This is a genomic window from Crenobacter luteus (assembly GCF_004345725.1).
Lineage (GTDB): Bacteria > Pseudomonadota > Gammaproteobacteria > Burkholderiales > Chromobacteriaceae > Crenobacter > Crenobacter luteus.
Genome location: NZ_SLXG01000003.1, coordinates 14635 through 37540, shown reverse-complemented (window position 1 = coordinate 37540; position 22906 = coordinate 14635). Strand labels below are relative to the sequence as shown.

21 protein-coding genes and 1 tRNA gene are annotated in these 22906 nt (G+C 65.2%); 4 read left to right on the top strand and 18 right to left on the bottom strand.

All coding sequences use genetic code 11. The features are described 5' to 3' along the window. The first annotated feature begins 40 nt into the window (after positions 1-40). Positions 41-1015: an alcohol dehydrogenase catalytic domain-containing protein gene (locus EV683_RS02725; protein WP_165916776.1), complete on the top strand. Its 975-nt coding sequence runs from the start codon at positions 41-43 to the stop codon at positions 1013-1015. A 214-nt stretch (positions 1016-1229) separates the two neighbouring features. Continuing rightward, positions 1230-3104, top strand: coding sequence for an acyl-CoA synthetase (locus EV683_RS02720; protein WP_131861752.1), 1875 nt, complete (start codon positions 1230-1232; stop codon positions 3102-3104). A gap of 33 nt (positions 3105-3137) precedes the next feature. On the opposite strand, the gene EV683_RS02715 is transcribed toward EV683_RS02720, so the two are convergent. The 7 genes from EV683_RS02715 to EV683_RS02685 form a co-directional block, all read right to left on the bottom strand. Beyond that, positions 3138-3800, bottom strand: a complete 663-nt coding sequence (locus EV683_RS02715; protein ID WP_066612027.1) for a TetR/AcrR family transcriptional regulator — start codon at positions 3798-3800, stop codon at positions 3138-3140. Positions 3801-4136: 336 nt separating this feature from the next. After that, positions 4137-4213 (bottom strand) — tRNA-Met (locus tag EV683_RS02710). Between the two features lie 45 nt (positions 4214-4258). Next, a complete protein-coding gene (locus EV683_RS02705) occupies positions 4259-5080 on the bottom strand; it encodes an undecaprenyl-diphosphate phosphatase (RefSeq protein WP_066612029.1) in 822 nt (273 codons plus the stop codon). A 78-nt stretch (positions 5081-5158) separates the two neighbouring features. Then, positions 5159-5770: a thiol:disulfide interchange protein DsbA/DsbL gene (locus EV683_RS02700; protein WP_131861750.1), complete on the bottom strand. Its 612-nt coding sequence runs from the start codon at positions 5768-5770 to the stop codon at positions 5159-5161. Between the two features lie 45 nt (positions 5771-5815). Further along, a complete protein-coding gene (locus EV683_RS02695; protein ID WP_131861749.1) occupies positions 5816-6532 on the bottom strand; it encodes an SPOR domain-containing protein in 717 nt (238 codons plus the stop codon). A 44-nt stretch (positions 6533-6576) separates the two neighbouring features. Then, a complete protein-coding gene (locus EV683_RS02690; RefSeq protein WP_131861748.1) occupies positions 6577-8073 on the bottom strand; it encodes a YifB family Mg chelatase-like AAA ATPase in 1497 nt (498 codons plus the stop codon). A 12-nt stretch (positions 8074-8085) separates the two neighbouring features. Beyond that, on the bottom strand, positions 8086-8373 hold the full coding sequence (locus EV683_RS02685; protein ID WP_066612038.1) for an accessory factor UbiK family protein: 288 nt from the start codon (positions 8371-8373) through the stop codon (positions 8086-8088). Positions 8374-8682: 309 nt separating this feature from the next. Here EV683_RS02685 and glnK point away from each other — a divergent pair, with 309 nt between their 5' ends. Both glnK and EV683_RS02675 read left to right on the top strand, forming a co-directional pair. Next, complete coding sequence (gene glnK, locus EV683_RS02680) at positions 8683-9021, top strand: P-II family nitrogen regulator (protein ID WP_066612039.1); 339 nt, start codon at positions 8683-8685, stop codon at positions 9019-9021. Positions 9022-9087: 66 nt separating this feature from the next. Then, entirely contained in the window at positions 9088-10350 is a 1263-nt protein-coding gene (locus EV683_RS02675) for an ammonium transporter (RefSeq protein ID WP_407919284.1), read from the top strand. A gap of 174 nt (positions 10351-10524) precedes the next feature. On the opposite strand, the gene EV683_RS02670 is transcribed toward EV683_RS02675, so the two are convergent. The 11 genes from EV683_RS02670 to EV683_RS02620 form a co-directional block, all read right to left on the bottom strand. Then, positions 10525-10935, bottom strand: coding sequence for a ClpXP protease specificity-enhancing factor (locus EV683_RS02670; RefSeq protein ID WP_131861747.1), 411 nt, complete (start codon positions 10933-10935; stop codon positions 10525-10527). Positions 10936-10984: 49 nt separating this feature from the next. Then, positions 10985-11587, bottom strand: coding sequence for a glutathione S-transferase N-terminal domain-containing protein (locus EV683_RS02665; protein WP_066612126.1), 603 nt, complete (start codon positions 11585-11587; stop codon positions 10985-10987). 153 nt (positions 11588-11740) lie between these two features. Next, positions 11741-12499, bottom strand: coding sequence for a cytochrome c1 (locus EV683_RS02660; protein ID WP_066612045.1), 759 nt, complete (start codon positions 12497-12499; stop codon positions 11741-11743). Between the two features lie 17 nt (positions 12500-12516). Continuing rightward, positions 12517-13836: a cytochrome b gene (locus tag EV683_RS02655; RefSeq protein WP_066612047.1), complete on the bottom strand. Its 1320-nt coding sequence runs from the start codon at positions 13834-13836 to the stop codon at positions 12517-12519. Between the two features lie 15 nt (positions 13837-13851). Continuing rightward, positions 13852-14436, bottom strand: a complete 585-nt coding sequence (petA, locus tag EV683_RS02650; protein ID WP_066612049.1) for a ubiquinol-cytochrome c reductase iron-sulfur subunit — start codon at positions 14434-14436, stop codon at positions 13852-13854. A gap of 122 nt (positions 14437-14558) precedes the next feature. Further along, a complete protein-coding gene (locus EV683_RS02645; protein ID WP_131861746.1) occupies positions 14559-15305 on the bottom strand; it encodes a Nif3-like dinuclear metal center hexameric protein in 747 nt (248 codons plus the stop codon). A gap of 161 nt (positions 15306-15466) precedes the next feature. Next, a complete protein-coding gene (gene groL, locus EV683_RS02640; protein ID WP_066612052.1) occupies positions 15467-17104 on the bottom strand; it encodes a chaperonin GroEL in 1638 nt (545 codons plus the stop codon). Between the two features lie 48 nt (positions 17105-17152). Beyond that, entirely contained in the window at positions 17153-17440 is a 288-nt protein-coding gene (gene groES, locus EV683_RS02635; RefSeq protein ID WP_066612054.1) for a co-chaperone GroES, read from the bottom strand. A 233-nt stretch (positions 17441-17673) separates the two neighbouring features. Then, the gene (locus EV683_RS02630) at positions 17674-19392 is read right to left on the bottom strand and encodes a potassium/proton antiporter (RefSeq protein ID WP_131861745.1); all 1719 of its coding nucleotides are present in this window, start codon (positions 19390-19392) and stop codon (positions 17674-17676) included. Between the two features lie 406 nt (positions 19393-19798). Continuing rightward, a complete protein-coding gene (locus EV683_RS02625) occupies positions 19799-21118 on the bottom strand; it encodes a dicarboxylate/amino acid:cation symporter (protein ID WP_066612058.1) in 1320 nt (439 codons plus the stop codon). 276 nt (positions 21119-21394) lie between these two features. Then, complete coding sequence (locus EV683_RS02620) at positions 21395-22807, bottom strand: FAD-dependent oxidoreductase (protein ID WP_066612060.1); 1413 nt, start codon at positions 22805-22807, stop codon at positions 21395-21397. Between the last annotated feature and the right edge of the window lie 99 nt (positions 22808-22906).

Below are 22906 nucleotides of genomic sequence, written 5' to 3'. Positions count from 1 at the left end.
CACCTCTCCCGCGGAGTTGCCGGCATTCAGGATCGAGGCCATGCCCGTGCCGCAACCTGGCAAGGGGCAGGTCGTGGTGCGCGTCGAAGCGGCGGCCGTCAATCCTATCGACGTCAAGCGCGCAGGCGGCTACGGCCAACGTTTGTTGACGCTCAGGGGGGCAGGACGATTCCCGCTGGTGTTGGGAAACGATATCGCCGGCGTCGTCGAGGCCGTCGGTCCGGCAGTCACAAGCTGGCGCCCGGGAGACCGCGTCTTCGGTCTTGTTCCGACGGGGAAGAATGGTGCGTACGCGACCCATGTGGCGGTGGACGCGCGCTGGCTCCGCCCCTTCGTCGCGGGTCACGACGCCCACGCTCTGGCGGCTTTTCCATACACCTTTACCACGCTGTGGCAATCGCTGTGCAAGGCTGGCATCAGCGAGGCCAACGCCAGGGGGTGCGAAGTACTGGTACACGGCGCCTCCGGCGGGCTCGGCCGACTGGCCATCCAGCTACTGCGACGCTGGGGGGCAATCGTGACCGCGATCTGTGCTACGCAGAATGTCGAGGTTTGCAAAAGCCTCGGTGCGACCGGGGTTTGGGATCGCAAGCGCCAACCTTTATCCGGCTTGCCGCAGTGCTACGACGCGGCGCTGAATTTTGGCGCCTGGCAGGACGAGGAAACGCTGATCGCGGCACTCAAGCCGGGGGCACTGGGCATGGCGACCACGGTTCACCCCTTGCTGCCGAATTTTGACAAGCACGGCTGGATTGGCGGCGCCTGGCGAACCCGGCGTGACTTTCAGCGCGCCAGAACGTTGGCCACGGCCAAAGGGGCCCGTTACGGCTGGGTCGTGTTCAAACCGGAAGAAGAAGCGCTCGACGCGCTGCATCGCTTGCTGAGTGAAGGCGCGCTGAAGCTGCCGGTGGGCATTGCCGTTCCCTTCGCTAATGCCAGGCAGGCTTTCGATCATGTGGCATGGCAGCGACCCGGCCGGGCGCTGCTGTTGCCTCCTGTCGTTTGTCGACGGTGAGGCGCGCCGTCGCGTCGCAAGGCGGATAAAGCGCGTGCCGGCCTACATTCCCCGGCAGGATCAGGTCATGCCGGTGTCCGGGATGCGGGCCTTGACGCGGCAGCCAGCCGGCGGCTCATGCCGACGCCCTTTAATCGACGTCACCGCGAGTGGGGACGGATGTAGCAACCACAGCAATCACACACTTTACAGAGATCACACCTGGAGCAGCGCTATGAGTGACCGAACAATTCATTCTCTGGCCGATATCGAGCGGTTGGAGTCCACCCCGCTTGACCAGCGTCTGGAGGGTTTCGACTCTAGCTACGACGTGTTCAGACGCGCGGCCAAAGCTTGGCCTGATGCCCCGGCATTGAGTTTCCTGCCGCAAGGGTCTGCCGACGAAGCGGCATTGACCGTGAGCTACAAGGAACTGTTCTCCAACATCACGCGCGCAGCCAATCTGTTCCATACGCTAGGCGTAGGGGCGTCTGACGTGGTGTCCTACCTGTTGCCCAATCTGCCGCAGACCCACTTCGCATTGTGGGGAGGGCAGGCTGCAGGCATCGTCAACCCGATTAACCCGCTATTGGAGGCCGAGCAGATTGCGGCGCTGCTGAACGAGGTTTCCTGCAAGGTGTTGGTTACGCTCGGGCGCAGCGCTGGGCCGGAGTTGTGGGATAAGGTCGTACAACTGCGCGGCAAAGTCCCGTCGTTGCAGGCCGTTCTGGTGGTCAACGAGTCAGCTCCGGAAGAAGGAGCCCTGTCGTTCGACATCGAGCGGCTCAAGATGCCGGCGGATCACCTGCTCAGCGGCCGTCGTATCAAGCGCGATGATATCTGTGCTTATTTTCATACCGGCGGTACCACCGGTACACCCAAGACCGCCAGGCACAGCCACGGTAACGAGCTGGCGAACGCCTGGTGCGGCACGGTCGCAGTCGACCTTGGTCCCGGCGACACCCTGCTGTGCGGCCTGCCGCTGTTCCATGTGAATGGCGTCATTGTCACCGGCTTGACCGCCTTCATGGCCGGCTCGCATGTCGTACTCGCGGGACCGCAGGGCTACCGCAACCGGGCCATGCTTGCCCAGTTTTGGCAACTGGTCGAGCGTTTTAAAATTACCGCCTTCTCGGCCGTACCGACGGTATACGCGGCCCTGATGGCCGTGCCACGGGGCGAGGCCGATCTGTCGTCGTTGCGATTCGGCATCTGCGGCGCCGCACCGATGCCGGCCGCGCTGATCCGGCAGTTTGAACAGAGCACAGGTATTCGCATATTGGAAGGCTACGGCCTGACCGAAGGAACTTGCATCAGTGCGATCAATCCGCGCGATGGGGAGCGCCGGCCTGGCTCGATCGGCCTGCGCATTCCCTACCAGCAGATGAAACCGGTGATCCTGGACGAACAGGGTGTCTATGTGCGCGATTGTGCAGTCGATGAAATCGGCGTGTTGACCATCAGCGGTCCCAACGTGTTTGCTGGTTACATGCAGGAAGAAGCCAACCGCAAGTTGTGGATCGATGGTCGATGGCTGAACACCGGCGACCTGGCCCGGCGTGATGCGGACGGCTATTTCTGGCTTACCGGCAGGCAAAAGGAACTGATTATCCGCGGCGGCCACAATATCGATCCCGCGGTGATCGAAGAGGCCCTCATGCGACATCCGGCCGTCCAGCTTGCGGCGGCCGTCGGCAAGCCGGATCGTTACGCCGGCGAGTTACCGGTTGCTTATGTCACGCTGCACGAGGGGGCGAGCGTCAGCCAGGAAGAGCTGATCGATTATGCCCGTACGGCGATCCCAGAGCGCGCGGCAGTGCCAGGCGAGATCTTCGTCGTCGGCAGTTTGCCGCTTACGGCCGTCGGCAAGGTCTTCAAGCCCCATCTGCGCAATGACGCAACCGAGCATGTGCTGCGCACCGTGCTCGCGCCGTGTGTCCAGCAGGCGTCGGAGTGGCAGGTCAGCGTGGAACCGCACCCGGTTCATGGTGTTTATGCCAGGATCGTACTTACGGCACCGCAGCCGCTGCATTCCGAAATCACCCAGGCCATCAACGAGGCCATGGCGGGGTTCAGTCTGAAGTATGAGGTGACCTGGGTTGCTGCGTAGCTTGGCATAACCGCGGCCGGCGACGAAGCCGGCTCAGGCTACAGGCATAGACACCGGCAGACGTCGCACCATGGGCAGGGGGTGTGACAGTGCCGTGTCTATCCGGGCCGGTTCCACTCCCAGCCCCTGCAACACGATGCGAACGATATCGGTGGTATAGCCTGCCGGCGTATTACCCTGAACGTAGCCTTGCATGGCGACGATCATCGTACCTGCCAGCAAATCGAATGCGACCCGCTCATTGGGGAAGTCAAGCAGGCCCGCTTGCCGGCCTTCATGCAGGTCGCGCCAGACTGGCTCAAAAGGCAGGCGTTTGATGAAGTCCGGACGGGCCACGAACGAAGCCCAGGCAAGATCATGCTCCGCCTTGTACAGCCATAACTGCAGGCCGGTCGCCAAGCGCAACAAGGGGTCGGTTTGTTCGCCGAGCTCGCACTCGATCGACTCGATAAAGTCGGCACTCAGCCATTCTATCGTGGCCTCCAACAACTCGCCCGTGGTCCGGAAGTAGTTGTAAAAAGTACCGCGAGCGATACCCGCCTCCACGATGAAATCTTCGATTAAAGGGGCATTGGTACCTGTCCGTGCAAACACCTTGAGCGCGGCAGATAGAATCTTCTGCCGTGTGCGCTCACGGCGCTGCCGACCGACCAAGGTGCGGTGGTTGACCGGTTCGGAGGTGGGGGACTTAGTCATGTTATATGCACACGCTGATGCCAGCAGTGGGATGGGGCCGTCTTTCCTGAAGATCGTAACTGAAGGTAGCAACCTTGTCATTTCCGGGCTAAACGCCCCTGGCAAAACGACTCCCCCGGGCTGCGCATGCCTGTATCTGTGTGCTGCCCACGCTCGGGGCTGGACAACGAAAAACCGCAAAAAGGCGGTACGCACTCAAGCCCGGTGCTGACCGCGCTATCACCGCTGCATGCCTGAAAGCGGCGCAGCGCTGCACACCACAGGGTTGTGGCAGCGTTAGCGACACATAACGGAAAACCCCTGATTCAATTGAAAACTGAATCAGGGGTTTATATTTGGTTGCGGGGGCAGGATTTGAACCTACGACCTTCGGGTTATGAGCCCGACGAGCTACCAGACTGCTCCACCCCGCGTCAGGGAAAGCGAATTTAACGCAATCCACCCGTCAGGTCAAGCACTCATTGCACCACCCAGTCTATCCAGCCGAACTGCCACGACAGCAGGATGAACAGGCCGAAGGCGATGCGGTACCAGGCGAACGGCACGTAGTTGTGCCCCGACACGAAGCGGATCAGGCCCCGCACCGCGACGAAGGCGCTGAAAAAGGCCGCGACGAAGCCGACCCCGATCACCGCGACGTTGGCCGAGCTGAACAGCTCGTAGTGCTTGTAGATGTCGTAGAAGGTCGCCGCGAACATCACCGGCACCGCCAGGAAGAAGGAGAACTCGGTCGCAGCCTGACGGGACAGGCCGAAGGCGATGCCGCCGATGATGGTCGAACCGGAGCGCGAGGTACCGGGAATCAGCGCCAGCACCTGCGCCAGGCCGACCTTCAGCGCGTCCAGCGGGCGCATTTCGTCGACGGTACGCACGCGCACGTGGTTGTCGCGCCGCTCGACCCACAGGATGATCAGGCCGCCGACGATCAGCGCGGTGGCGACGCTGATCGCGTTGAAGAAATGGGCCTTGATCGGCTTGATGAACAGCATGCCCATGATCGCCGCCGGCAGGAAGGCGATGAACAGGTTGAGCACGAAGCGGTTGGCGAGCCGATCGCGCCCGAGACCGCAGGCGACCCGGAGGAAGCGCGCGCGGTATTCCCATACGATGGCGAGGATCGCGCCCAGCTGGATGACGACCTCGAACACCTTGCCGTCGTTCTGGAAGTTGATCAGGTCCCCGATGACGATCAGGTGACCGGTGCTCGAAATCGGCAGGAATTCGGTCATCCCCTCGACCAGGCCCAGCAGCAGCGCCTTGGCCAACAACAATATATCCACGGTGAATTCTCGTTAAGGCAATGAAGAAGGCAGCCTGGGCTGCCTCGCATGAACCGTCAAAGCGACGCGCGTGCCGGACTAGCGGCCCTGTTCCTTGCGCGCCTTCGCGATCAGTTCGTCGACGACCTGCATCAGGCGGGCCGGCTCGGCCGGCTGCGTCGCGTACTTGCCGGCGACGACGATGGTGGGCGTACCCTCGATCGCGTAATCGCGGGTGATCTTGCCCGCCCGCGCCACCTGCGCGTTCACGCCGAAGGACTGGTAGGCCTGCATGAAACGGTTGGTATCGACGCTCTGCGTCTTGACCCAGCCGGACAGCACCGTCGCGTCGGCCAGGTTGGCCTTCTGTTTGATGACCGCGTCGAACGCCGGCTGGTGCAGCTTGCCGACGGTGCCGGTGGCGTTCATGGTCGCGTACAGGCGGGCAAAGCCCTCCATGTTCTTGGCCCACACGATCTGTTCGCGGCGGAAGGCGACGTCGGCCGGCAGCTTTTTCTCCCACGCGCCGATCACAGGCTCCAGGTGATAGCAGTGGATGCAGGTGTAGGAGAAGAACTCGATCACCTCGACCTTTTTCGGGTCGGCGACCGGCTGCGGCTTGGCCAGCACGGTGTAGTCCTTGCCGAGGGTGATCGCCGCCTGGGCAAGCGAGCTGGCGAACAAGAGCGCCACGAGCGCGAGTTTCTTCATCGAATCGTCTCCGCGATAAAAGTGCGGCACCGCAGGTGCGGCGTCCTAGTTGTCGATCTTGACGACGGCGGTATCGATGCCGTCCTGTTTCAGTTGGGCGCGCACGCGGTCGAGATCCTCGCCGCGGCTGAACGGCCCCACCCGCACACGGTGTACCAGGCCCTTGTCGGGCACGGTGACCGACTGGATCTTGGCCTCGACGCCGAGCAGCGCGAGCTTGGCCTTCAGGTTGTCGGCCTCCGCCTCGTGCTGGAAGGCGCCGGCCTGCAGGTAGGCCTTTTTGGCCGCCACCGGGGCGGAAGGTTCCTTCTTGCCGCCCTCGCCCGGCACCGCGTCGAGCTGGCCCGGCAGGATCTTGTAGAAGTCGAACTGCGCCTCTTCCTCCTTCAGCGCGGCCGGCTTCGGCGGCGCGGCCTTGGCGATCGCCTGCGGGGCCGGCACGGGAAGGTTTTGGGCCAGCGGCGCGGAGCTCGGCTGCGGCGCTTCGGTTTGCGGCGCCTCGGCCAGGCGGGTGCCCGGCGCGAGTACCTCGGGTTTGTCCTCGGTCTGCGCCGTCGCGTCGCGCTGGTTCTTTTCCAGATTGCTGAACGGCGTGGACGCGCGGTTGAAATACATCACCACGCCGACCACCACGGCGACGCCGATGATAAGGCCGACCAGCACGCCGGCCAGCACGCCGCCGCCGCCCTTGCTCGCGGCCGACTTGCCACGCGAACGGCTCGCCGCCGGACGCGGCGAGTTCTTCAAGTCTCGATTGCCCATGCAACCTCTATACAAACGGATTTCATCGGATATGCCCGCGCCCGTCAGCCCTCGACGAGCGCGCGGCGCAACTGAACGGCCTGCAGCACCTGCGCGCGCCCGAGCCGGTCCGCCGCAGCCAGGTCGGCGATGGTCAGCGCGACCCGCCAGACCCGGTGGAAACTGCGCGCGGACAGGCCCAGCCTCTCGCTCGCCCGGCTCAGCGTCGCCAGCGCGTCTTCGTCGGCCAGGTCCAGCTCTTCGAGCTCCCGACCGCTCAGCTGGGCGTTCGGCTTGCCCTGGCGCGCCAACTGGCGCTCCCTGGCCGCCTCGACGCGGCGCCTCACCAGCGCGCTCGCCTCTCCGGGCTCGCCCTGGCGCAAATCGGCCGGCGCGAGGCTGGGCACCTCGACGACGAGATCGATGCGATCGAGCAGCGGACCGGAGATTCTACCGCGATAGCGCCGAAGCTGCTCGGGCGAGCAGCGGCAACGCCCCGACGGATGGCCGAGAAAGCCACAAGGACAGGGATTCATCGCGGCAAGCAGCTGGAAGCGGGCCGGAAAACTCGCCTGCCGCGCGGCGCGCGAGATGTGGATCACCCCGCTCTCGAGCGGCTCGCGCAACACCTCGAGCACCTTGCGGTCGAACTCGGGCAGCTCGTCGAGGAACAGCACGCCGTGGTGCGCGAGGCTGATCTCGCCCGGCTTGGGCTCGGAACCGCCGCCGACCAGCGCCACCGCAGAAGCCGAGTGATGCGGCGCACGGTAAGGGCGATGACGCCAAGGCAAGCGGCCGCCGGACTCGCTCAGCGCATGCAGGGACGCCGCCTCCAGCGCCTCGGCTTCGCTCATCGCCGGCAGGATGCCGGGCAGGCGCGCGGCGAGCATCGACTTGCCGGTGCCGGGCGGGCCGACCATCAACAGATGGTGGGCTCCGGCGGCGGCGACCTCGAGCGCGTGTCGCGCGCCGGCCTGCCCCTTGACGTCGAGCAGGTCCGGATAGTCGTCCTGGACCTCGACCGGGGTCGCCGGCTGTGCGACGAGCGGGCTCAGGCCGTTCAGGTGCGCGCAGACCGAGGTCAGCGAGGCCGCCGGCAAGACCCGGGCCTGCGCGACGCGGGCCGCCTCGGCGGCGTTGGCCGAGGGCAGCACAAAGGCCCGCCCGGCACGGCAGGCGTGCCACGCCATCGCCAGCGCGCCGCGCACCGGACGCAGCTCGCCCGACAGCGCCAGCTCGCCGGCGAACTCGTGCTCGGCCAACCTGGCCGCGGACACCTGTCCGCTGGCGGCGAGGATGCCGACCGCGATCGGCAGGTCGAAGCGCCCGGACTCCTTGGGCAGGTCGGCCGGCGCGAGGTTGACCGTGATGCGACGGGCGGGAAACTCGAAGCCGGCGACTTGGATCGCCGCCCTCACCCGCTCGCGGCTTTCCTTTACCTCGGTATCGGGCAGGCCGACGACGGTGAAAGACGGCAGGCCGTTGGCCAGATGCACCTCGACCGCCACCTCGGGTGCGTGCATGCCGGACAGCGCCCGGCTGTGCACGATCGCGAGCGCCATCGCCGCGCGGGCTCAGGAGTGGCCCTGGCTTGCCTCGGTTTCTTCCCGTTCGGCGGCGACCTCGGGAAATTGCGCGGCTTCCAGCCTGGCGAGGCGAGCCTCGAGCTGGGTGAGCTTTTCGCGCGTGCGCGCAAGCACTTCCTGCTGGACGTCGAATTCCTCGCGGGTGACGAGGTCCATCCGCGAGAAGGTCGACGACATCAGCGACTTGATGTTCTTCTCCACGTCCTTGGCCGGACTCGCGGCGATGGTTTCGCTGATCTTGCTGCTGAGTTCTTCGAAGAGTTTCTGGCCGAGCATGTTCGCCTCCTTGCCTGTGTCATTTCCTGTCTGCTCGAGTGTAGCAAAAAGGGCAGGCCAACGCCGCTTTGACTCGCCCCGACGGCAAGGTTCCCTTGCGATACCTCGCCGCCCCAGCCTGGTGCCGGAAGCCCGCCGCGGTCCAACCTGGTGCACGGAAGGTCGGCTTTCGCTCCCTGTCGGTGCAAGGGGCGACTCCCCTTCCCGCTACCAAGCCCTCTCCGGGCCGGTCGGCATGCTGGCACGGTTTCTGCATGTCGTTCCCGGCAAGCAATCCGGCCAACCGAATCCTCTGAAGGAGGCTCCGCCATGAAACTGGTAAGCGCGATTATCAAGCCGTTCAAGCTCGACGAGGTCCGCGAGGCCCTGTCGGCCATCGGCGTGCAAGGCATCACCGTCACCGAGGTCAAGGGCTTCGGTCGCCAGAAGGGTCATACCGAGCTCTACCGCGGCGCGGAATACGTGGTCGACTTCCTGCCCAAGGTCAAACTGGAAATCGCGATCCCCGAAGACCTGCTCGAAGTGGTGCTCGAGGCGATCGAGAACGCCGCGCGCACCGGCAAGATCGGCGACGGCAAGATCTTCGTGATGGACCTGGAGCAGGTAGTCCGCATCCGTACCGGCGAAACCGGCGCCGACGCACTGTAAATCGAGAGGAGAGCAATGATGAAAACCATCAACCGTTCCGCCTGGCTCGGCGCCGGGCTCGCCGCGATGCCGGCGCTGGCGCTGGCCGACGGCGCCCCCACCCTGGTCGATGCGTCGACGATCAGCGCCGGCGACACCGCCTGGATGCTGACCGCGACCGCGCTGGTGCTGTTCATGACCATTCCCGGCCTCGCGCTGTTCTACGGCGGCATGGTGCGCCGCAAGAACGTGCTGTCGACGCTGATGCAGAGCTTTGCGATCTGTGCGCTGATCACCGTGCTGTGGACGGTGGTCGGCTACAGCCTCGCGTTCACGCCGGGCAACCCGTTCATCGGCGGCTTCGACCGCGTGCTACTCGACGGTCTCGTCTACCTGAAGGACGACGCCAAGCTGACCACCCACCCGCTGGCCGGCACGATTCCCGAATCGGTATTCATGATGTTCCAGATGACCTTCGCGATCATCACGCCGGCGCTGATCACCGGCGCCTTCGCCGAGCGGATGAAATTCTCGGCGATGTTGGTGTTCATGACGGTCTGGTCGCTGGCGGTCTACGTGCCGGTCGCGCACTGGGTCTGGGCGCCGGGCGGCTGGATGGCTGACCACGGCGTGCTCGACTTCGCCGGCGGCACCGTCGTCCATATCAACGCCGGCGTCGCCGGCCTGGTGGCGGCGCTGGTGCTCGGCAAGCGCGTCGGTTACGGCCGCGAGGCGATGGCGCCGCACAACCTGGTGCTGACGCTGATCGGTGCGTCGATGCTGTGGGTCGGCTGGTTCGGCTTCAACGCCGGTTCGGCGGTGGCCGCCGACGGCCGCGCCGGCATGGCGATGATGATCACCCAGATCGCGACCGGCGCCGCCGCGCTGGCGTGGATGTTCGCCGAATGGATCGCCAAGGGCAAACCGTCGGTGCTCGGCATCGCCTCGGGCGCGGTCGCCGGCCTGGTGGCGATCACCCCGGCCGCCGGCTTCGTCGACGCCAAGGGCGCGCTCGCCATCGGCCTGATCTCCGGCGTGGTGTGCTACTGGGGCGCCACCGGCCTGAAGCACATGCTCGGCTACGACGACTCGCTCGACGCCTTCGGCGTGCATGGCGTCGGCGGCATCGTCGGCGCGCTGTTGACCGGCGTGTTCGCGGTCAAGGCCATCGGCGGCGTCGAGGCCTCGCTGTCGGCGCAGGCGCTCGGCGTGGCCATCACCATGGCCTACTGCGCGGTGGTGACCTTCGTGATCCTCAAGCTGGTCGACGCGGTGATCGGCCTGCGCGTCGACGAAGAGAAGGAACGCGAGGGCCTGGACCTGGTGCTGCACGGCGAACGCGTCGAATAAGGCTTGCCTCTTGCGCAGTCCGGATCTTGAGGGAGGACGGGCCGCGCAATCTTCACGACGGGGATCGATCCGGTCCCCGTCTTTTTTCGCGCTCGGCCAACGTTGGCCGACGGCGACAAAGAACGGCCCGCACCATGACGGTGCGGGCCGTTCTTGATGAGCCGCGCGCGGCGCTTACTTGACCACGCGCAGGTGGGCTCGCGCACCGCCGGCGGGACCGGACTCGCCTTCCGGCCGGGGTGACTCGGTTTCACCGGACGGCGCGGCTTCCTCCGCCGGCTCGACCTCGAAGCCCATGCCCTCGCCGGTCTCGCGCGCGAAGATCGACAGCACGTTGCCGACCGGAATCGCGATCTCGCGCGGCACGCCGCCGAAGCGCGCCGAAAAGGACAGCCACTCGTTGTCGATCTTCAGCCCCTGCGTGGCGCTGTAGCCGATGTTGAGCACGATCTCGTTGTCCTTGACGAACTCCTTCGGCACCCGGGTGCGGCCGTCGACCCACACCACGATGTAGGGCGTGTGGCCGTTGTCGCAGCACCATTCGTGCAGCGCGCGGATCAGATAGGGTTTGGTACTGGCAGCCATGGCAGACTCCTCGGGGCTCGGCCAACCGCTGTGCGGCCGGCCGGCGTCCTTACTTGCGCATCGCCTTTTCGGACGGCGTCAGCGAATCGATGAAGGCCTGGCGCTGGAAGATGCGCTCGGCGTACTTCAGGATAGGCGCGGCGGCCTTGCCCAGTTCGATGCCGTAGTGCTCGAGGCGCCACATCAAGGGCGCAATCGCCACGTCGATCATGGTGAATTCCTCGCCGAGCATGTACTTCTGCTTGGCGAAGATCGGCGCGATCATGGTCAGGCCGTCGCGGATCGCTTCGCGGGCGCGGGTGGCCTCCTTGCCGCTGGCGCCGGCCTCGAGCGCCTTGACGTGGACGAACAGCTCGTTCTCGAAACGGTGCAGGAACAGGCGCGCGCGCGCGCGCATCACCGGGTCGGCCGGCATCAGCTGCGGGTGCGGGAAACGCTCGTCGATATACTCATTGATGATGTTCGACTCGTGCAGGATCAGGTCGCGCTCGACCAGCACCGGCACCTCGTTGTACGGGTTCATCACCGCGAGGTCTTCGGGCTTGTTGTGGATGTCGACGTCGATGATCTCGAAATCCATGCCTTTTTCGAACAGCACGATGCGGCAGCGCTGGCTGAACGGGCAGGTGATGCCAGAGTAGAGGGTCATCATGGCGGGCAGGGTCCCTTGCGAATTGATCAACAAATGAGCAGATTCTACCACTTGTCAAGCGGAAAAATCCAGAAAAACACAGCAAATCATTGATTTGAAAACAAAAAACGGGGAGCGCGCTCCCCGTTTCTTTCTGATCGATCACCTGCTGCGTCAGTGGATGTCTTTCCAGTATTCCTTCTTCAGGAAGTAGGCAAACGGCAACAGCAGCAGGAACAGGAACATCAGCACGACGTAGCCGATCTGGTGGCGCTTGACCTGGTTCGGCTCGCCCATGAAGACGAGGTAGTTCACCAGGTCGGCGACGCGACGGTCGTACTCGGCCGTGTTGGCCTTGCCGTTTTCCAGCTTGGTCATCGTGCCCGGGGTCACCAGTTCGAGCGTTTTGCTCTCGTGGCCCTTGGCATCCTTGGCCACCTTGAGCACCTGCTCGCCCTGCCACTCCCACAGCACGTGCGGCATGCCGACGCGGTCGAACACCAGGTTGTTCCAGCCGGTGTCGCGGCTCGGGTCGCGGTAGAAGCTTCTCATGTAGGAGTAGAGCCAGTCGGCACCGCGCGAACGCGCGATCAGCGACAGGTCGGGCGGCGCGGCGCCCATCCAGCCCTTGGCGTCTTTCTTGTCCATCGCGACGGCCATGGTGTCGCCGATCTTCTCGGAGGCGAACATCAGGTTGCCCTTGATCTCTTCCTCCGACAGCGCGACGTCCATCAGGCGGTTGTAGCGCATCGCGTTGGCCGAGTGGCACGACAGACAGTAGTTGACGAAGGTCTGCGCGCCGCGCTGGATCGACTCGGTGTCCTGGATGTCGATCGGCGCCTTCTCGAGCGGCACCCCGCTCTCGGCGGCGAAGCCGGCCGCCGGCAGCACGAGGGCGACCGCGGCGATCAGATGACGGAATGTTTTTTTCATGCTGGTCGTCCCCTCAATTACACGAACATCGCAAACAGCGCCGCACCGACGATCGTCACCGCGAACAACACGAGGAAGCGGATCTGACGGGCAGGCGTGCTCTCGGTCACACGGTCGGGCACCGGCACGGTGCCGACGTCGTTCTTGGTGTAGAACGGCATGCCGAAGAAGAACGCGAAGTAGACGACGGTCAGGATTTGCGACAGCACGGTGCGGGTGTTGGTCGCCGGCAGCGCGCCCAGGATGCCCAGGCCGATGAAGGCGATGATGAACAGCACCAGCATGAACTTGAACTTCGGACCGCGGTAGCGGATCGATTTCACCGGCGACTTGTCCAGCCACGGCAGCAGCGCGATCACCACCACGCCGGCGCCCATGCCGAGCACGCCCCACACCTGGGTACCGAAGAAGGACGGGATCGCGCGCAGGATCGCGTAGAACGGCGTGAAGTACCACACCGGCGCGATGTGCGGCGGCGTCTTCAGCGGGTCGGCCGGGTCGAAGTTCGGATGCTCGAGGAAGTAGCCACCCATTTCCGGCAGGAAGAACACGATGGCCGAGAACACGATCAGGAACACCGCGACGCCCAGCACGTCCTTCACCGTGTAGTACGGATGGAACGGAATGCCGTCGACCGGGTGACCGGTTTTCGGGTCCTTGTTCTTCTTGATCTCGATGCCGTCCGGGTTGTTCGAGCCGACCTCGTGCAGCGCCACCAGGTGGGCCACCACCAGCGCCAGCAGCACCAGCGGCACCGCGATCACGTGCAGCGCGAAGAAGCGGTTCAGCGTCGCGTCGGACACCACGTAGTCGCCGCGGATCCACACCGACAGGTCAGGGCCGATCACCGGGATCGAACCGAACAGGTTGACGATCACCTGCGCGCCCCAGAACGACATCTGGCCCCACGGCAACAGGTAGCCCATGAAGGCCTCGGCCATCAGCACGAGGAAGATCAGCGAACCGAACACCCACACCAGCTCGCGCGGCTGCTTGTACGAGCCGTAGATCAGGCCGCGGAACATGTGCAGGTAGACCACGACGAAGAACATCGACGCGCCGGTCGAGTGCATGTAGCGGATGATCCAGCCACCGGGCACGTCGCGCATGATGTACTCGACGGACAGGAAGGCGAGGTTCGCGTCCGGCTTGTAGTTCATGGTCAGGAAGATGCCGGTCACGATCTGGATCACGAGCACCAGCAGCGCCAGCGAACCGAAGAAGTACCAGAAGTTGAAATTCTTCGGCGCGTAGTAATCGGTGACGTGTTCCTTGAGCGTCGACGACAGCGGGAAGCGTTCGTCCACCCAGTTGAGAAGCTTTTGCCCTTTGCTCATCTTGTGTCCTTCAGCTTATTTGTCGTCGCCGACCAGCAGTCGGGTATCGGACAGATACTTGTGCGGCGGAATTTCCAAGTTCTTCGGCGCCGGCACGCCCTTGAACACGCGGGCGGCGAGGTCGAACTTGGAGCCGTGGCACGGACAGTAGAAGCCGCCCAGCCAGTCCGGGCCGAGGTCGGCCGGCGCGAGGTCGGGGCGGAAGGTCGGGGAACAGCCCAGGTGGGTACAGATGCCGACGGCGACCAGGATCTCCGGCTTGATCGACCGGGTCTCGTTCTGGCAGTAGGCCGGCTGCTGCTCGATCTCGGACTTCGGATCGGCCAGCTTGTCGTCGTTCTTCGGCAGGTTCTTGACCATTTCCGGCGTGCGCGACAACACCCACACCGGCTTGCCGCGCCATTCGACGTTGATCTTCTGGCCCGGCTCCAGCTTGCTGATGTCGACTTCAACCGGCGCGCCGGCCGCTTTGGCCCGTTCCGACGGGAAGAAGCTCATCAAGAACGGCGTGGCCACCCCGGCCACCGCCACCCCACCAACCGCGCTGGTAGCGACCGTCAGAAACCGACGGCGCCCCGTATCGACGTGTTGTTCACTCATTTACAGTCATCCTCAAACGTGGAAACCGAGCATTTTCAAAATCGCCCGATTTTACCCGATTACCACTAGGGACTTGAAGCCGTTATGAAAAGAAATTGTTGCAGCGCGGGTTACGAACCGTTTCACACCGGGTTGGGCAGGTCGACGAATTCGACCTCGGCCCCGGTTTCGCGCGCGACGAATTCGCCGAGCGCCTTGATGCCGTAGCGTTCGGTCGCGTGGTGGCCGGCGGCGACGAAGGCGACGCCGTATTCCTCGGCCAGATGGTGATTCTGCTCGGAGACCTCGCCGGTGACGAAGGCGTCGACGCCCATCGCGACCGCGTCGGCGAAAAAGCCCTGCGCGCCGCCGGTGCACCAGGCGACGCGGTGCACGGTCTTGCCGGCAGGCCCCAGGAGCAGCGGCTCGCGGCCGAGGCGCGCCGCCACGCGGGCGGCGAAGTCGCGCGCGCTCTGCGGGACGTCGACGCGGCCGTGCCACAGCAGCCCCTGCTCGCCGCCCTGCCCTTCCAGCGCCAGGCCGAGCACCTCGGCCAAGCGCGCGTTGTTGCCGAGCGTCGGGTGCGCGTCGAGCGGCAGATGGTAGGCGAGCAGGTTGAGTTCGGCGTCGAGCAGCGTCTTGAGACGGCGGCGCTTGACGCCGGTCACGCGCGCGTCCTCGTTCTTCCAGAAATAGCCGTGGTGGACCAGCACCGCGTCGGCGCCGCGCGCGACGGCCACGTCGAGCAGCGCCTGGCTGGCGGTCACGCCGGTAACGATCTTACGCACGGCGTCGCGCCCCTCGACCTGCAGGCCGTTCGGCGCGTAGTCCTTGAAGCGCCACGGTTCGAGCGTGGCATCCAGAAGGGCGATCAATTCGCTGCGTTGCATGGCGGACTCCTGAAAAAACAATCAACATCGGAATGGCGCGATTGTGCCAGCCCTCCTTCGCCGCTCCAAGGTTGGCCGAGCCGTCGGCCGGCCGCGCACGGCAAAGAAAAACCCCGCTCGAAGGAGCGGGGTTTTGTCGTCGGACGGATCCGGACGCTTGCTTACATCATGCCGTCCATGCCCATGCCGCCCATGCCGCCCATCGGCGCGGCCGGCTTGTCTTCCGGCAGCTCGGCGATCATCGCGTCGGTGGTCAGCATCAGGCCGGCGACCGAAGCGGCGTGTTGCAGCGCCGAACGGGTCACCTTGGCCGGATCGAGCACGCCCATCTCGAGCATGTCGCCGTATTCGCCGGTGGCGGCGTTGTAACCGAAGTTACCGCTGCCTTCCAGCACCTTGTTGATCACCACCGACGGCTCGTCGCCGGCGTTGGCCACGATCTGGCGCAGCGGGGCTTCGATCGCGCGCAGCACGATCTTCACGCCGGCAGCCTGGTCGGCGTTGGCGGTCTCGACGCTGGCCAGCGTCGCGCGGGCGCGCAGGATGGCCACGCCACCGCCCGGCACCACGCCTTCTTCGACCGCGGCGCGGGTCGCGTGCAGCGCGTCTTCGACGCGGGCCTTCTTCTCTTTCATTTCGACTTCGGTCGCGGCACCGACCTTGATCACCGCCACGCCGCCGGCCAGCTTGGCCACGCGCTCCTGCAGCTTCTCGCGGTCGTAATCGGAAGTCGACACTTCGATCTGGGCGCGGATTTCTTCGACGCGAGCCTGGATCGCGGACGCCTCGCCAGCGCCGTCGATGATGGTGGTGTTTTCCTTGCCCACTTCGACGCGCTTGGCCTGACCCAGCAGCGACAGGTCGGCTTTTTCCAGCGACAGGCCGACTTCTTCGGCGATCACGGTACCGCCGGTCAGCGTGGCGATGTCCTGCAGCATGGCCTTGCGACGGTCGCCGAAGCCCGGGGCCTTAACGGCGACGACCTTCAGGATGCCGCGGATGGTGTTGACCACCAGCGTCGCCAGCGCTTCGCCTTCGACGTCTTCGGCGATGATCAAGAGCGGACGGCCGGCCTTGGCCACCTGCTCCAGCACCGGCAGCAGGTCGCGGATGTTCGAGATTTTCTTCTCGAACAGCAGCACGAACGGGTTTTCCAGCAGCGCGATCTGTTTTTCCGGGTTGTTGACGAAGTACGGCGACAGGTAGCCGCGGTCGAACTGCATGCCTTCGACCACGTCCAGCTCGTTCTCGAGCGACTTGCCGTCTTCGACGGTGATCACGCCTTCCTTGCCGACCTTTTCCATCGCGTTGGCGATGATCTGGCCGATGTCGCTGTCGGAGTTGGCCGAGATCGAACCGACCTGGGCGATTTCCTTCGAGGTCGCGCACGGCTTGGCGATGTTCTTCAGTTCGCCGACCAGCGCGACCACGGCCTTGTCGATGCCGCGCTTGAGGTCCATCGGGTTCATGCCGGCGGCGACGTACTTCATACCTTCCTGCACGATGGCCTGCGCCAGCACGGTCGCGGTGGTGGTGCCGTCACCGGCGATGTCCGAGGTCTTGGAAGCGACTTCCTTGACCATCTGCGCGCCCATGTTCTCGAACTTGTCCTTCAGTTCGATTTCCTTGGCGACCGACACGCCGTCCTTGGTGATGGTCGGCGCGCCGAACGAGCGGTCGAGCACCACGTTGCGGCCTTTCGGGCCCAGGGTCACCTTGACCGCGTCGGCCAGGATATTGACGCCGTTGACCATCTTGGCGCGGGCGGAATCACCGAATTTGACTTCTTTTGCTGCCATGTTCTCTATCTCCAGAATCTGAAAGTAAACGGAAGGCTTGGCGCGGACTTATTCCACGATGCCCATCACGTCTTCCTCGCGCATCACGAGGACTTCTTCGCCATCGACCTTGACGGTCTGGCCGGAGTATTTGCCGAAGATGACCTTGTCGCCGACCTTCAGTTCGAGCGGACGGCGTTCACCGTTCTCGAGGATCTTGCCGTTGCCAACGGCCAGCACTTCGCCCATGTCCGGCTTTTCAGCGGCGGCACCGGGCAGGACGATGCCCGAAGCGGTCTTCTCTTCAGCTTCGAGGCGCTTGATCACTACGCGATCGTGCAAGGGACGGATTGCCATTGATCTCTCTCCTAATTGGACTTTGAAAACGGGATTTTCGGTCAAAATCCCACAAAAATCAGAGCATTGGGCCGGTTATTAGCACTCGACACCAGTGAGTGCTAATAATAGGGGCGGCTTTGCCGCATTTCAAGAGCCCACGCCTTCGCGCAACGGCGACGGCATGGGCATGACGTGGGGAAAGACGGGAAGGATTTCAAGAGCCTCCGCGCGGCAAAGACGCGGCGGCGTGCTCAATCGTCATCGGCGGCGAAGCGGATGCCGAGGCGGCTGACACGCCCCGCCTCGCATTCGGCGACCACCAGCGTCAGGCGGCCGAAGGGCACCGTGTCGCCGGGCACCAGCGCGACACGGCCGTGACGCTCGCAGTACTCGGCCAAGGTCGCGCCGGCCCAGACCGGTTCGAGGGTGACGCCGTAGGCGCCGGCCAACTCGGCCGCCGGTAACGCGGCGTCGACGGTGAACACGCCGTAGAAGCGCCGCGCCTCGCGCTCGACGCGGCCGGCGAACAACGCGCCCGCCTCGGCGAGCGCCTCGCCTTCGCCGACCAGATACAGCCAGTCGCCCTCGGCCAGCGCGCCGGCCGCTTCCGGCGCCTGGCGCTCGCCGGCGCGGAACAGCGCCGCCAGATGGGCGCCGGCCGGCAACGCCAGCGCGTCCAGCGTCGTCCCTTCGGCGACCGACTCGGCCTCAACGCGGAAGGAGGCCGCCTCGTAGTGCGAATCGATGCCGGTTTCGACGCGCACGCTGCGCGCCGGACGCGCCGCCGCCGGCAGCTTCAGCCCCATGCGCGCGGCCAGCGGCACGATGCTCCAGCCCTGGAACACCAGCGACATCAGCACGACGAAGAAGGCGACGTTGAAATAGACCGTACTGTTGGGCAGGCCGGCCATCAGCGGGAAGATGCCGAGAATGATCGGCACCGCGCCGCGCAGGCCGACCCAGCTGATATAGAGCTTCTCGGCCCGGGGCAAGGCGAACGGCAACAGCCCGAGCCAGACGGCGACCGGCCGCGCGACCAGCATCAGCACCAGCGAGATCGCCAGCGCCGCCGGCGCCAGCGGCACCAGCTCGGACGGCGTCACCAGCAGGCCCAGCACGAGGAACATCACCACCTGCGCCAGCCAGGCGTAGCCGTCCTGCACCTTCAACAGCGTCGACAGCCCGGCCAGACGCGCGTTGCCGAGCAGCAGACCGGCGAGGTAGATCGCGAGGAAACCGCTGCCGCCGGCCACCGTCGCCAGCGCGAACAACAGCAGCGCGGCCGCGAGGCCGAACATCGACAGCAGCGCGCCTTCGAGCGACAGGCGGCGGAAGATCCACACCATCGCGCGGCCGCCGGCCCAGCCGGCCAGCGCGCCGACGCCCATCTGCTGCAAAAAGACCACGAGCAAGGACGCATCCGGCGTGCTGCGGCCGGCCTCGATCAGGCCGATCAACGCCATCGTCAGGAACACCGCCATCGGGTCGTTGCTGCCCGACTCGATTTCCAGCACCGCGCTGAGCCGCTGGTTCAGGCGCAAACCGCTGCCCGACAACAGCGCGAACACCGCCGCCGCGTCGGTCGAGCCGACGATGGCGCCGATCAGCAGCCCCTCCAGCCACGACAATTCCAGCACCCAGGCGGCGAAGCTGCCGGTGATCAGCGCGGTGACCAGCACGCCGAGCGTCGCCAGCGACATCGCCGGCTTGAGGCCGACGCGAAAACTGTCGATACGCGTCCTCAGCCCGCCGTCGAACAGGATCACCACCAGCGCGACGGTACCGATCAGGTAGCTGAGCGGATAGTTGTCGAACACGATGCCGCCGGGCCCGTCCTCGCCGGCCAGCATGCCGAGCGCCAGAAAAACCAGCAGCAGCGGCGCGCCGAGCCGCGACGCGAACGACGAGACCAGCAGGCTGATGAACAGGATCACCGCGGCGACCAGAATCGATTGGTTGATGAGATCCAACAAAACCCTCCACGAGAATGCAGCGACGAAGACGACGGATACGGGCAGACCGGCGGGACAGGATCGAGTTCACCACGAGTCGGCGACGGCCAGGAAATCCGGCCAGGAATATGAAAAGAAAATCAAATTCCTTCTGGCTATTTTGCCCGGGCATTTGTAACGACGCCACCATGCACCGCGACGCCTGCGGGGCTTTTCCGCTGCGGACGCCGACGGTCGCCTCGTCGGCCCCGCAGCGGAAGAAGATCGGGCAGGCAAGCCGCTGGCGCGCGGGTACGCGATCCCCGCCTCGCCCCTGCCACCCGAAGCGACGCGCGCGCCACGCCCCGCCCCCTCCCGCTTGGGCGCAGCATGAAAAAAGCCCGCCGGGTGGCGGGCTCAAGTACAACAAGGCGGAGGAATCGGATCAGCGGCGCTCTTCGGCCAGCGCGGCGACCGGCTCGACGAGGGCTTCGGTGTCGATCAGCGGGCTCGGGTTGGCCAGTTCGCGCTTCAGCGTCTCGGTATCGAGCGAGTCTTCCCACTTGGCGACCACCACGGTGGCGACCGCGTTGCCGACCAGATTGGTCAGCGCGCGCGCCTCGGACATGAAGCGGTCGATGCCGAGGATCAGCGCGAGACCGGCGACCGGGATGTCCGGCACGGTGGCCAGCGTCGCGGCCAGCGTGATGAAGCCCGAGCCGGTGACGCCGGCGGCGCCCTTGCTGGTCAGCAGCAGCACGCCGAGGATGGTCAGCTCCTGAGTCAGCGTCAGCTCGATGCCGCAGGCCTGGGCGATGAAGATCGCCGCCATGGTCAGGTAGATCGAGGTGCCGTCGAGGTTGAACGAGTAGCCGGTCGGCACCACCAGGCCCACCACCGACTTCTGGCAGCCGAGGCGCTCCATCTTCGCCATCAGGCGCGGCAGCGCCGATTCCGACGACGAGGTGCCCAGCACGATCATCAGCTCTTCCTTGATGTACTTGATCAGGCCCCAGACGCTGAAGCCGGCGGCGCGGGCGATGCTGCCCAGCACCAGGAACACGAACAGTACGCAAGTCAGGTAGAAGGAGCCCATCAGCGCGGCCAGCGAGGTCAGGCTGGCGACGCCGTACTTGCCGATGGTGAAGGCCATCGCGCCGAAGGCGCCGATCGGGGCGAGCTTCATGATCATGCCGATCACGACGAACAGGCCCTGCGACACCTTCTCGAACAGGTTGACCAGCGGCTTGGCCGGCGCGCCGATCTTGGCCAGCGCGAAGCCGAACAGCACCGAGAACAGCAGCACCTGCAGGATCTCGCCCTCGGCGAAGGCGCCGACCACGCTGTTCGGAATCACGTGCAGCACGAAATCGACCACCGACTGCTCGCCGGCCTTGGCGGTGTACTTGGCGATCGCGCCGGCGTCCAGCGTCGCCGGGTCGACGTTCATGCCGGCACCCGGCTTGAGCACGTTGACGACCACCAGACCGATGATCAGCGCCAGCGTGGTCACCACCTCGAAGTACAGCAGCGCCTTGCCGCCGACGCGGCCGACCTTCTTCATGTCCTCCATGCCGGCGATGCCGACCACGACGGTGCAGAAGATGATCGGCGCGATCATCATCTTCACCAGCTTGATGAAGCCGTCGCCGAGCGGCTTGAGCGACGCGCCGGTGTCCGGCCAGACATGGCCGACGGCCACGCCGAGCACAATCGCGACGATGACCTGGAAGTACAGGGTGCGGTAGAAAGGTTTGTTCTGCATGGTCAAGTTTCCCGTCTCTGTGCGAAGCGGTACGTCGCCGCCTCTTTGTGTTGTGGATCGTGACCGGATAATGGACGGCGCCCGGGAGCGGCGAAATCAGGAGTTTTCGCATTGCGGAAAACCCCATCAGGGAAGGCCGCAACGCGGCAGGAGGACGCGCGGCACGGACGGGAACAGCGACCGCCAGCTTGGCCGAACGGGCCTTCGCCAAGCTGACGGCAAGAAAAAAGCCCGCCAAAGGCGGGCCGGCATACCGGGCGGGAAGGAGCTGCCTTCTTACCAGACCTGCAGGTACTCGAGGATGCCCTCGGCGGCCTGACGGCCTTCGAACACGGCGCGTACCACCAGGTCGGCGCCGCGTACCTGGTCGCCGCCGGCGAACACCTTCGGGTTGGTGGTCTGGTACTTGAACGCATGACCGCTGGCGACGGTGCGGCCGCGCTTGTCGGTCTTGATGCCGGTGTGGCCGAACCAGTCGGCGGCTTCGGCCTGGAAGCCGAAGGCGACGATCACGTGGTCGCACGCGATGACCTGCTCGGAACCCTCGACCACCACGGCGGCACGGCGGCCCTTCTCGTCCGGCTCGCCCAGGCGGGTCTCGGCCAACTTGAGCAGCAGACTGCCGTCGGCGGCCTTCTCGATGCCCTGCGGCTGACGGTTCCACAGGAACTCGACGCCCTCTTCCTTGGCGTTGGCCACTTCGCGCTTGGAGCCCGGCATATTGGCCTCGTCGCGGCGATAGGCGCAGATCACGCTGTCGGCGCCCTGACGGATCGACGTGCGGTTGCAGTCCATCGCGGTGTCGCCGCCGCCGAGCACGACGACGCGCTTGCCGGCCATCGACAGGTGCGCCTCGCCCTCCGGCAGCGTGCCGAGGTTGTGGCGCACGTTGTTGATCAGGAACGGCAGCGCCTCGAGCACGCCGTCGAGGTGTTCGCCGTCGAAGCCACCCTTCATGTACTTGTACGCGCCCATGCCCATGAACACGGCGTCGTACTCGTCGAGCAGTTCGTCGATGGTCACGTCGACGCCGATCTCGGTGTTCAGACGGAACTCGACGCCCATCTCCTCCATGATCTTGCGACGGGTCCTGACGACGTCTTTCTCGAGCTTGAACTCGGGGATGCCGAAGGTCAGCAGGCCGCCGATTTCCTCGTAGCGGTCGAACACCACCGGCTTGACGCCGTTGCGCACCAGGATGTCGGCGCAACCGAGACCGGCCGGGCCGGCGCCGATCACGGCGACCTTCTTGTCGGTCCACACGACCTTGGACATGTCCGGACGCCAGCCCTGCTTGAAGGCCTCGTCGGTGATGTACTTCTCGACCGAACCGATGGTCACCGCGCCGGCGTCGACCTGGTTCAGCGTACACGAGCCTTCGCACAGGCGGTCCTGCGGACAGACGCGACCGCAGATCTCCGGCAGCGAGTTGGTCTTGTGCGACAGCTCGGCCGCTTCGAACAGGCGGCCTTCCTTCACCAGCTGCAGCCAGTTCGGGATGTAGTTGTGGACCGGGCACTCCCACTCGCAGTAGGGGTTGCCGCAGGACAGGCAGCGCCCGGCCTGCTCGCCGGCATCCGTCTTGGACAGCGGCGTGTAGATTTCCTTGAACTCGATCTTGCGCACCGCGACGTCGACCTTGTCGCCGGGGTTGCGCTGCACGTTCATGAACTGGAATACGTCACCCATGGGGGCTTTCCTCGAAACTTTATCTCGAAGCGGACTCGCCGCCTCGGCAATTCTGATCCTGGGGCGACCGGCCCGGCGCGCGCGCCGGGCCGGCTTGCC

What these genes read in the sequence shown, in the direction of transcription:
- EV683_RS02695 (WP_131861749.1), bottom strand. Translation starts at nt 6,532, where the DNA reads ATGGGCAATCGAGACTTGAAGAACTCGCCGCGTCCGGCGGCGAGCCGT.
- EV683_RS02690 (WP_131861748.1), bottom strand. Translation starts at nt 8,073, where the DNA reads ATGGCGCTCGCGATCGTGCACAGCCGGGCGCTGTCCGGCATGCACGCA.
- EV683_RS02725 (WP_165916776.1), top strand. Translation starts at nt 41, where the DNA reads ATGCCCGTGCCGCAACCTGGCAAGGGGCAGGTCGTGGTGCGCGTCGAA.
- groL (WP_066612052.1), bottom strand. Translation starts at nt 17,104, where the DNA reads ATGGCAGCAAAAGAAGTCAAATTCGGTGATTCCGCCCGCGCCAAGATG.
- EV683_RS02700 (WP_131861750.1), bottom strand. Translation starts at nt 5,770, where the DNA reads ATGAAGAAACTCGCGCTCGTGGCGCTCTTGTTCGCCAGCTCGCTTGCC.
- EV683_RS02620 (WP_066612060.1), bottom strand. Translation starts at nt 22,807, where the DNA reads ATGGGTGACGTATTCCAGTTCATGAACGTGCAGCGCAACCCCGGCGAC.
- EV683_RS02645 (WP_131861746.1), bottom strand. Translation starts at nt 15,305, where the DNA reads ATGCAACGCAGCGAATTGATCGCCCTTCTGGATGCCACGCTCGAACCG.
- EV683_RS02655 (WP_066612047.1), bottom strand. Translation starts at nt 13,836, where the DNA reads ATGAGCAAAGGGCAAAAGCTTCTCAACTGGGTGGACGAACGCTTCCCG.
- glnK (WP_066612039.1), top strand. Translation starts at nt 8,683, where the DNA reads ATGAAACTGGTAAGCGCGATTATCAAGCCGTTCAAGCTCGACGAGGTC.
- EV683_RS02665 (WP_066612126.1), bottom strand. Translation starts at nt 11,587, where the DNA reads ATGATGACCCTCTACTCTGGCATCACCTGCCCGTTCAGCCAGCGCTGC.
- EV683_RS02715 (WP_066612027.1), bottom strand. Translation starts at nt 3,800, where the DNA reads ATGACTAAGTCCCCCACCTCCGAACCGGTCAACCACCGCACCTTGGTC.
- petA (WP_066612049.1), bottom strand. Translation starts at nt 14,436, where the DNA reads ATGAGTGAACAACACGTCGATACGGGGCGCCGTCGGTTTCTGACGGTC.
- groES (WP_066612054.1), bottom strand. Translation starts at nt 17,440, where the DNA reads ATGGCAATCCGTCCCTTGCACGATCGCGTAGTGATCAAGCGCCTCGAA.
- EV683_RS02685 (WP_066612038.1), bottom strand. Translation starts at nt 8,373, where the DNA reads ATGCTCGGCCAGAAACTCTTCGAAGAACTCAGCAGCAAGATCAGCGAA.
- EV683_RS02660 (WP_066612045.1), bottom strand. Translation starts at nt 12,499, where the DNA reads ATGAAAAAAACATTCCGTCATCTGATCGCCGCGGTCGCCCTCGTGCTG.
- EV683_RS02675 (WP_407919284.1), top strand. Translation starts at nt 9,088, where the DNA reads ATGCCGGCGCTGGCGCTGGCCGACGGCGCCCCCACCCTGGTCGATGCG.
- EV683_RS02625 (WP_066612058.1), bottom strand. Translation starts at nt 21,118, where the DNA reads ATGCAGAACAAACCTTTCTACCGCACCCTGTACTTCCAGGTCATCGTC.
- EV683_RS02670 (WP_131861747.1), bottom strand. Translation starts at nt 10,935, where the DNA reads ATGGCTGCCAGTACCAAACCCTATCTGATCCGCGCGCTGCACGAATGG.
- EV683_RS02720 (WP_131861752.1), top strand. Translation starts at nt 1,230, where the DNA reads ATGAGTGACCGAACAATTCATTCTCTGGCCGATATCGAGCGGTTGGAG.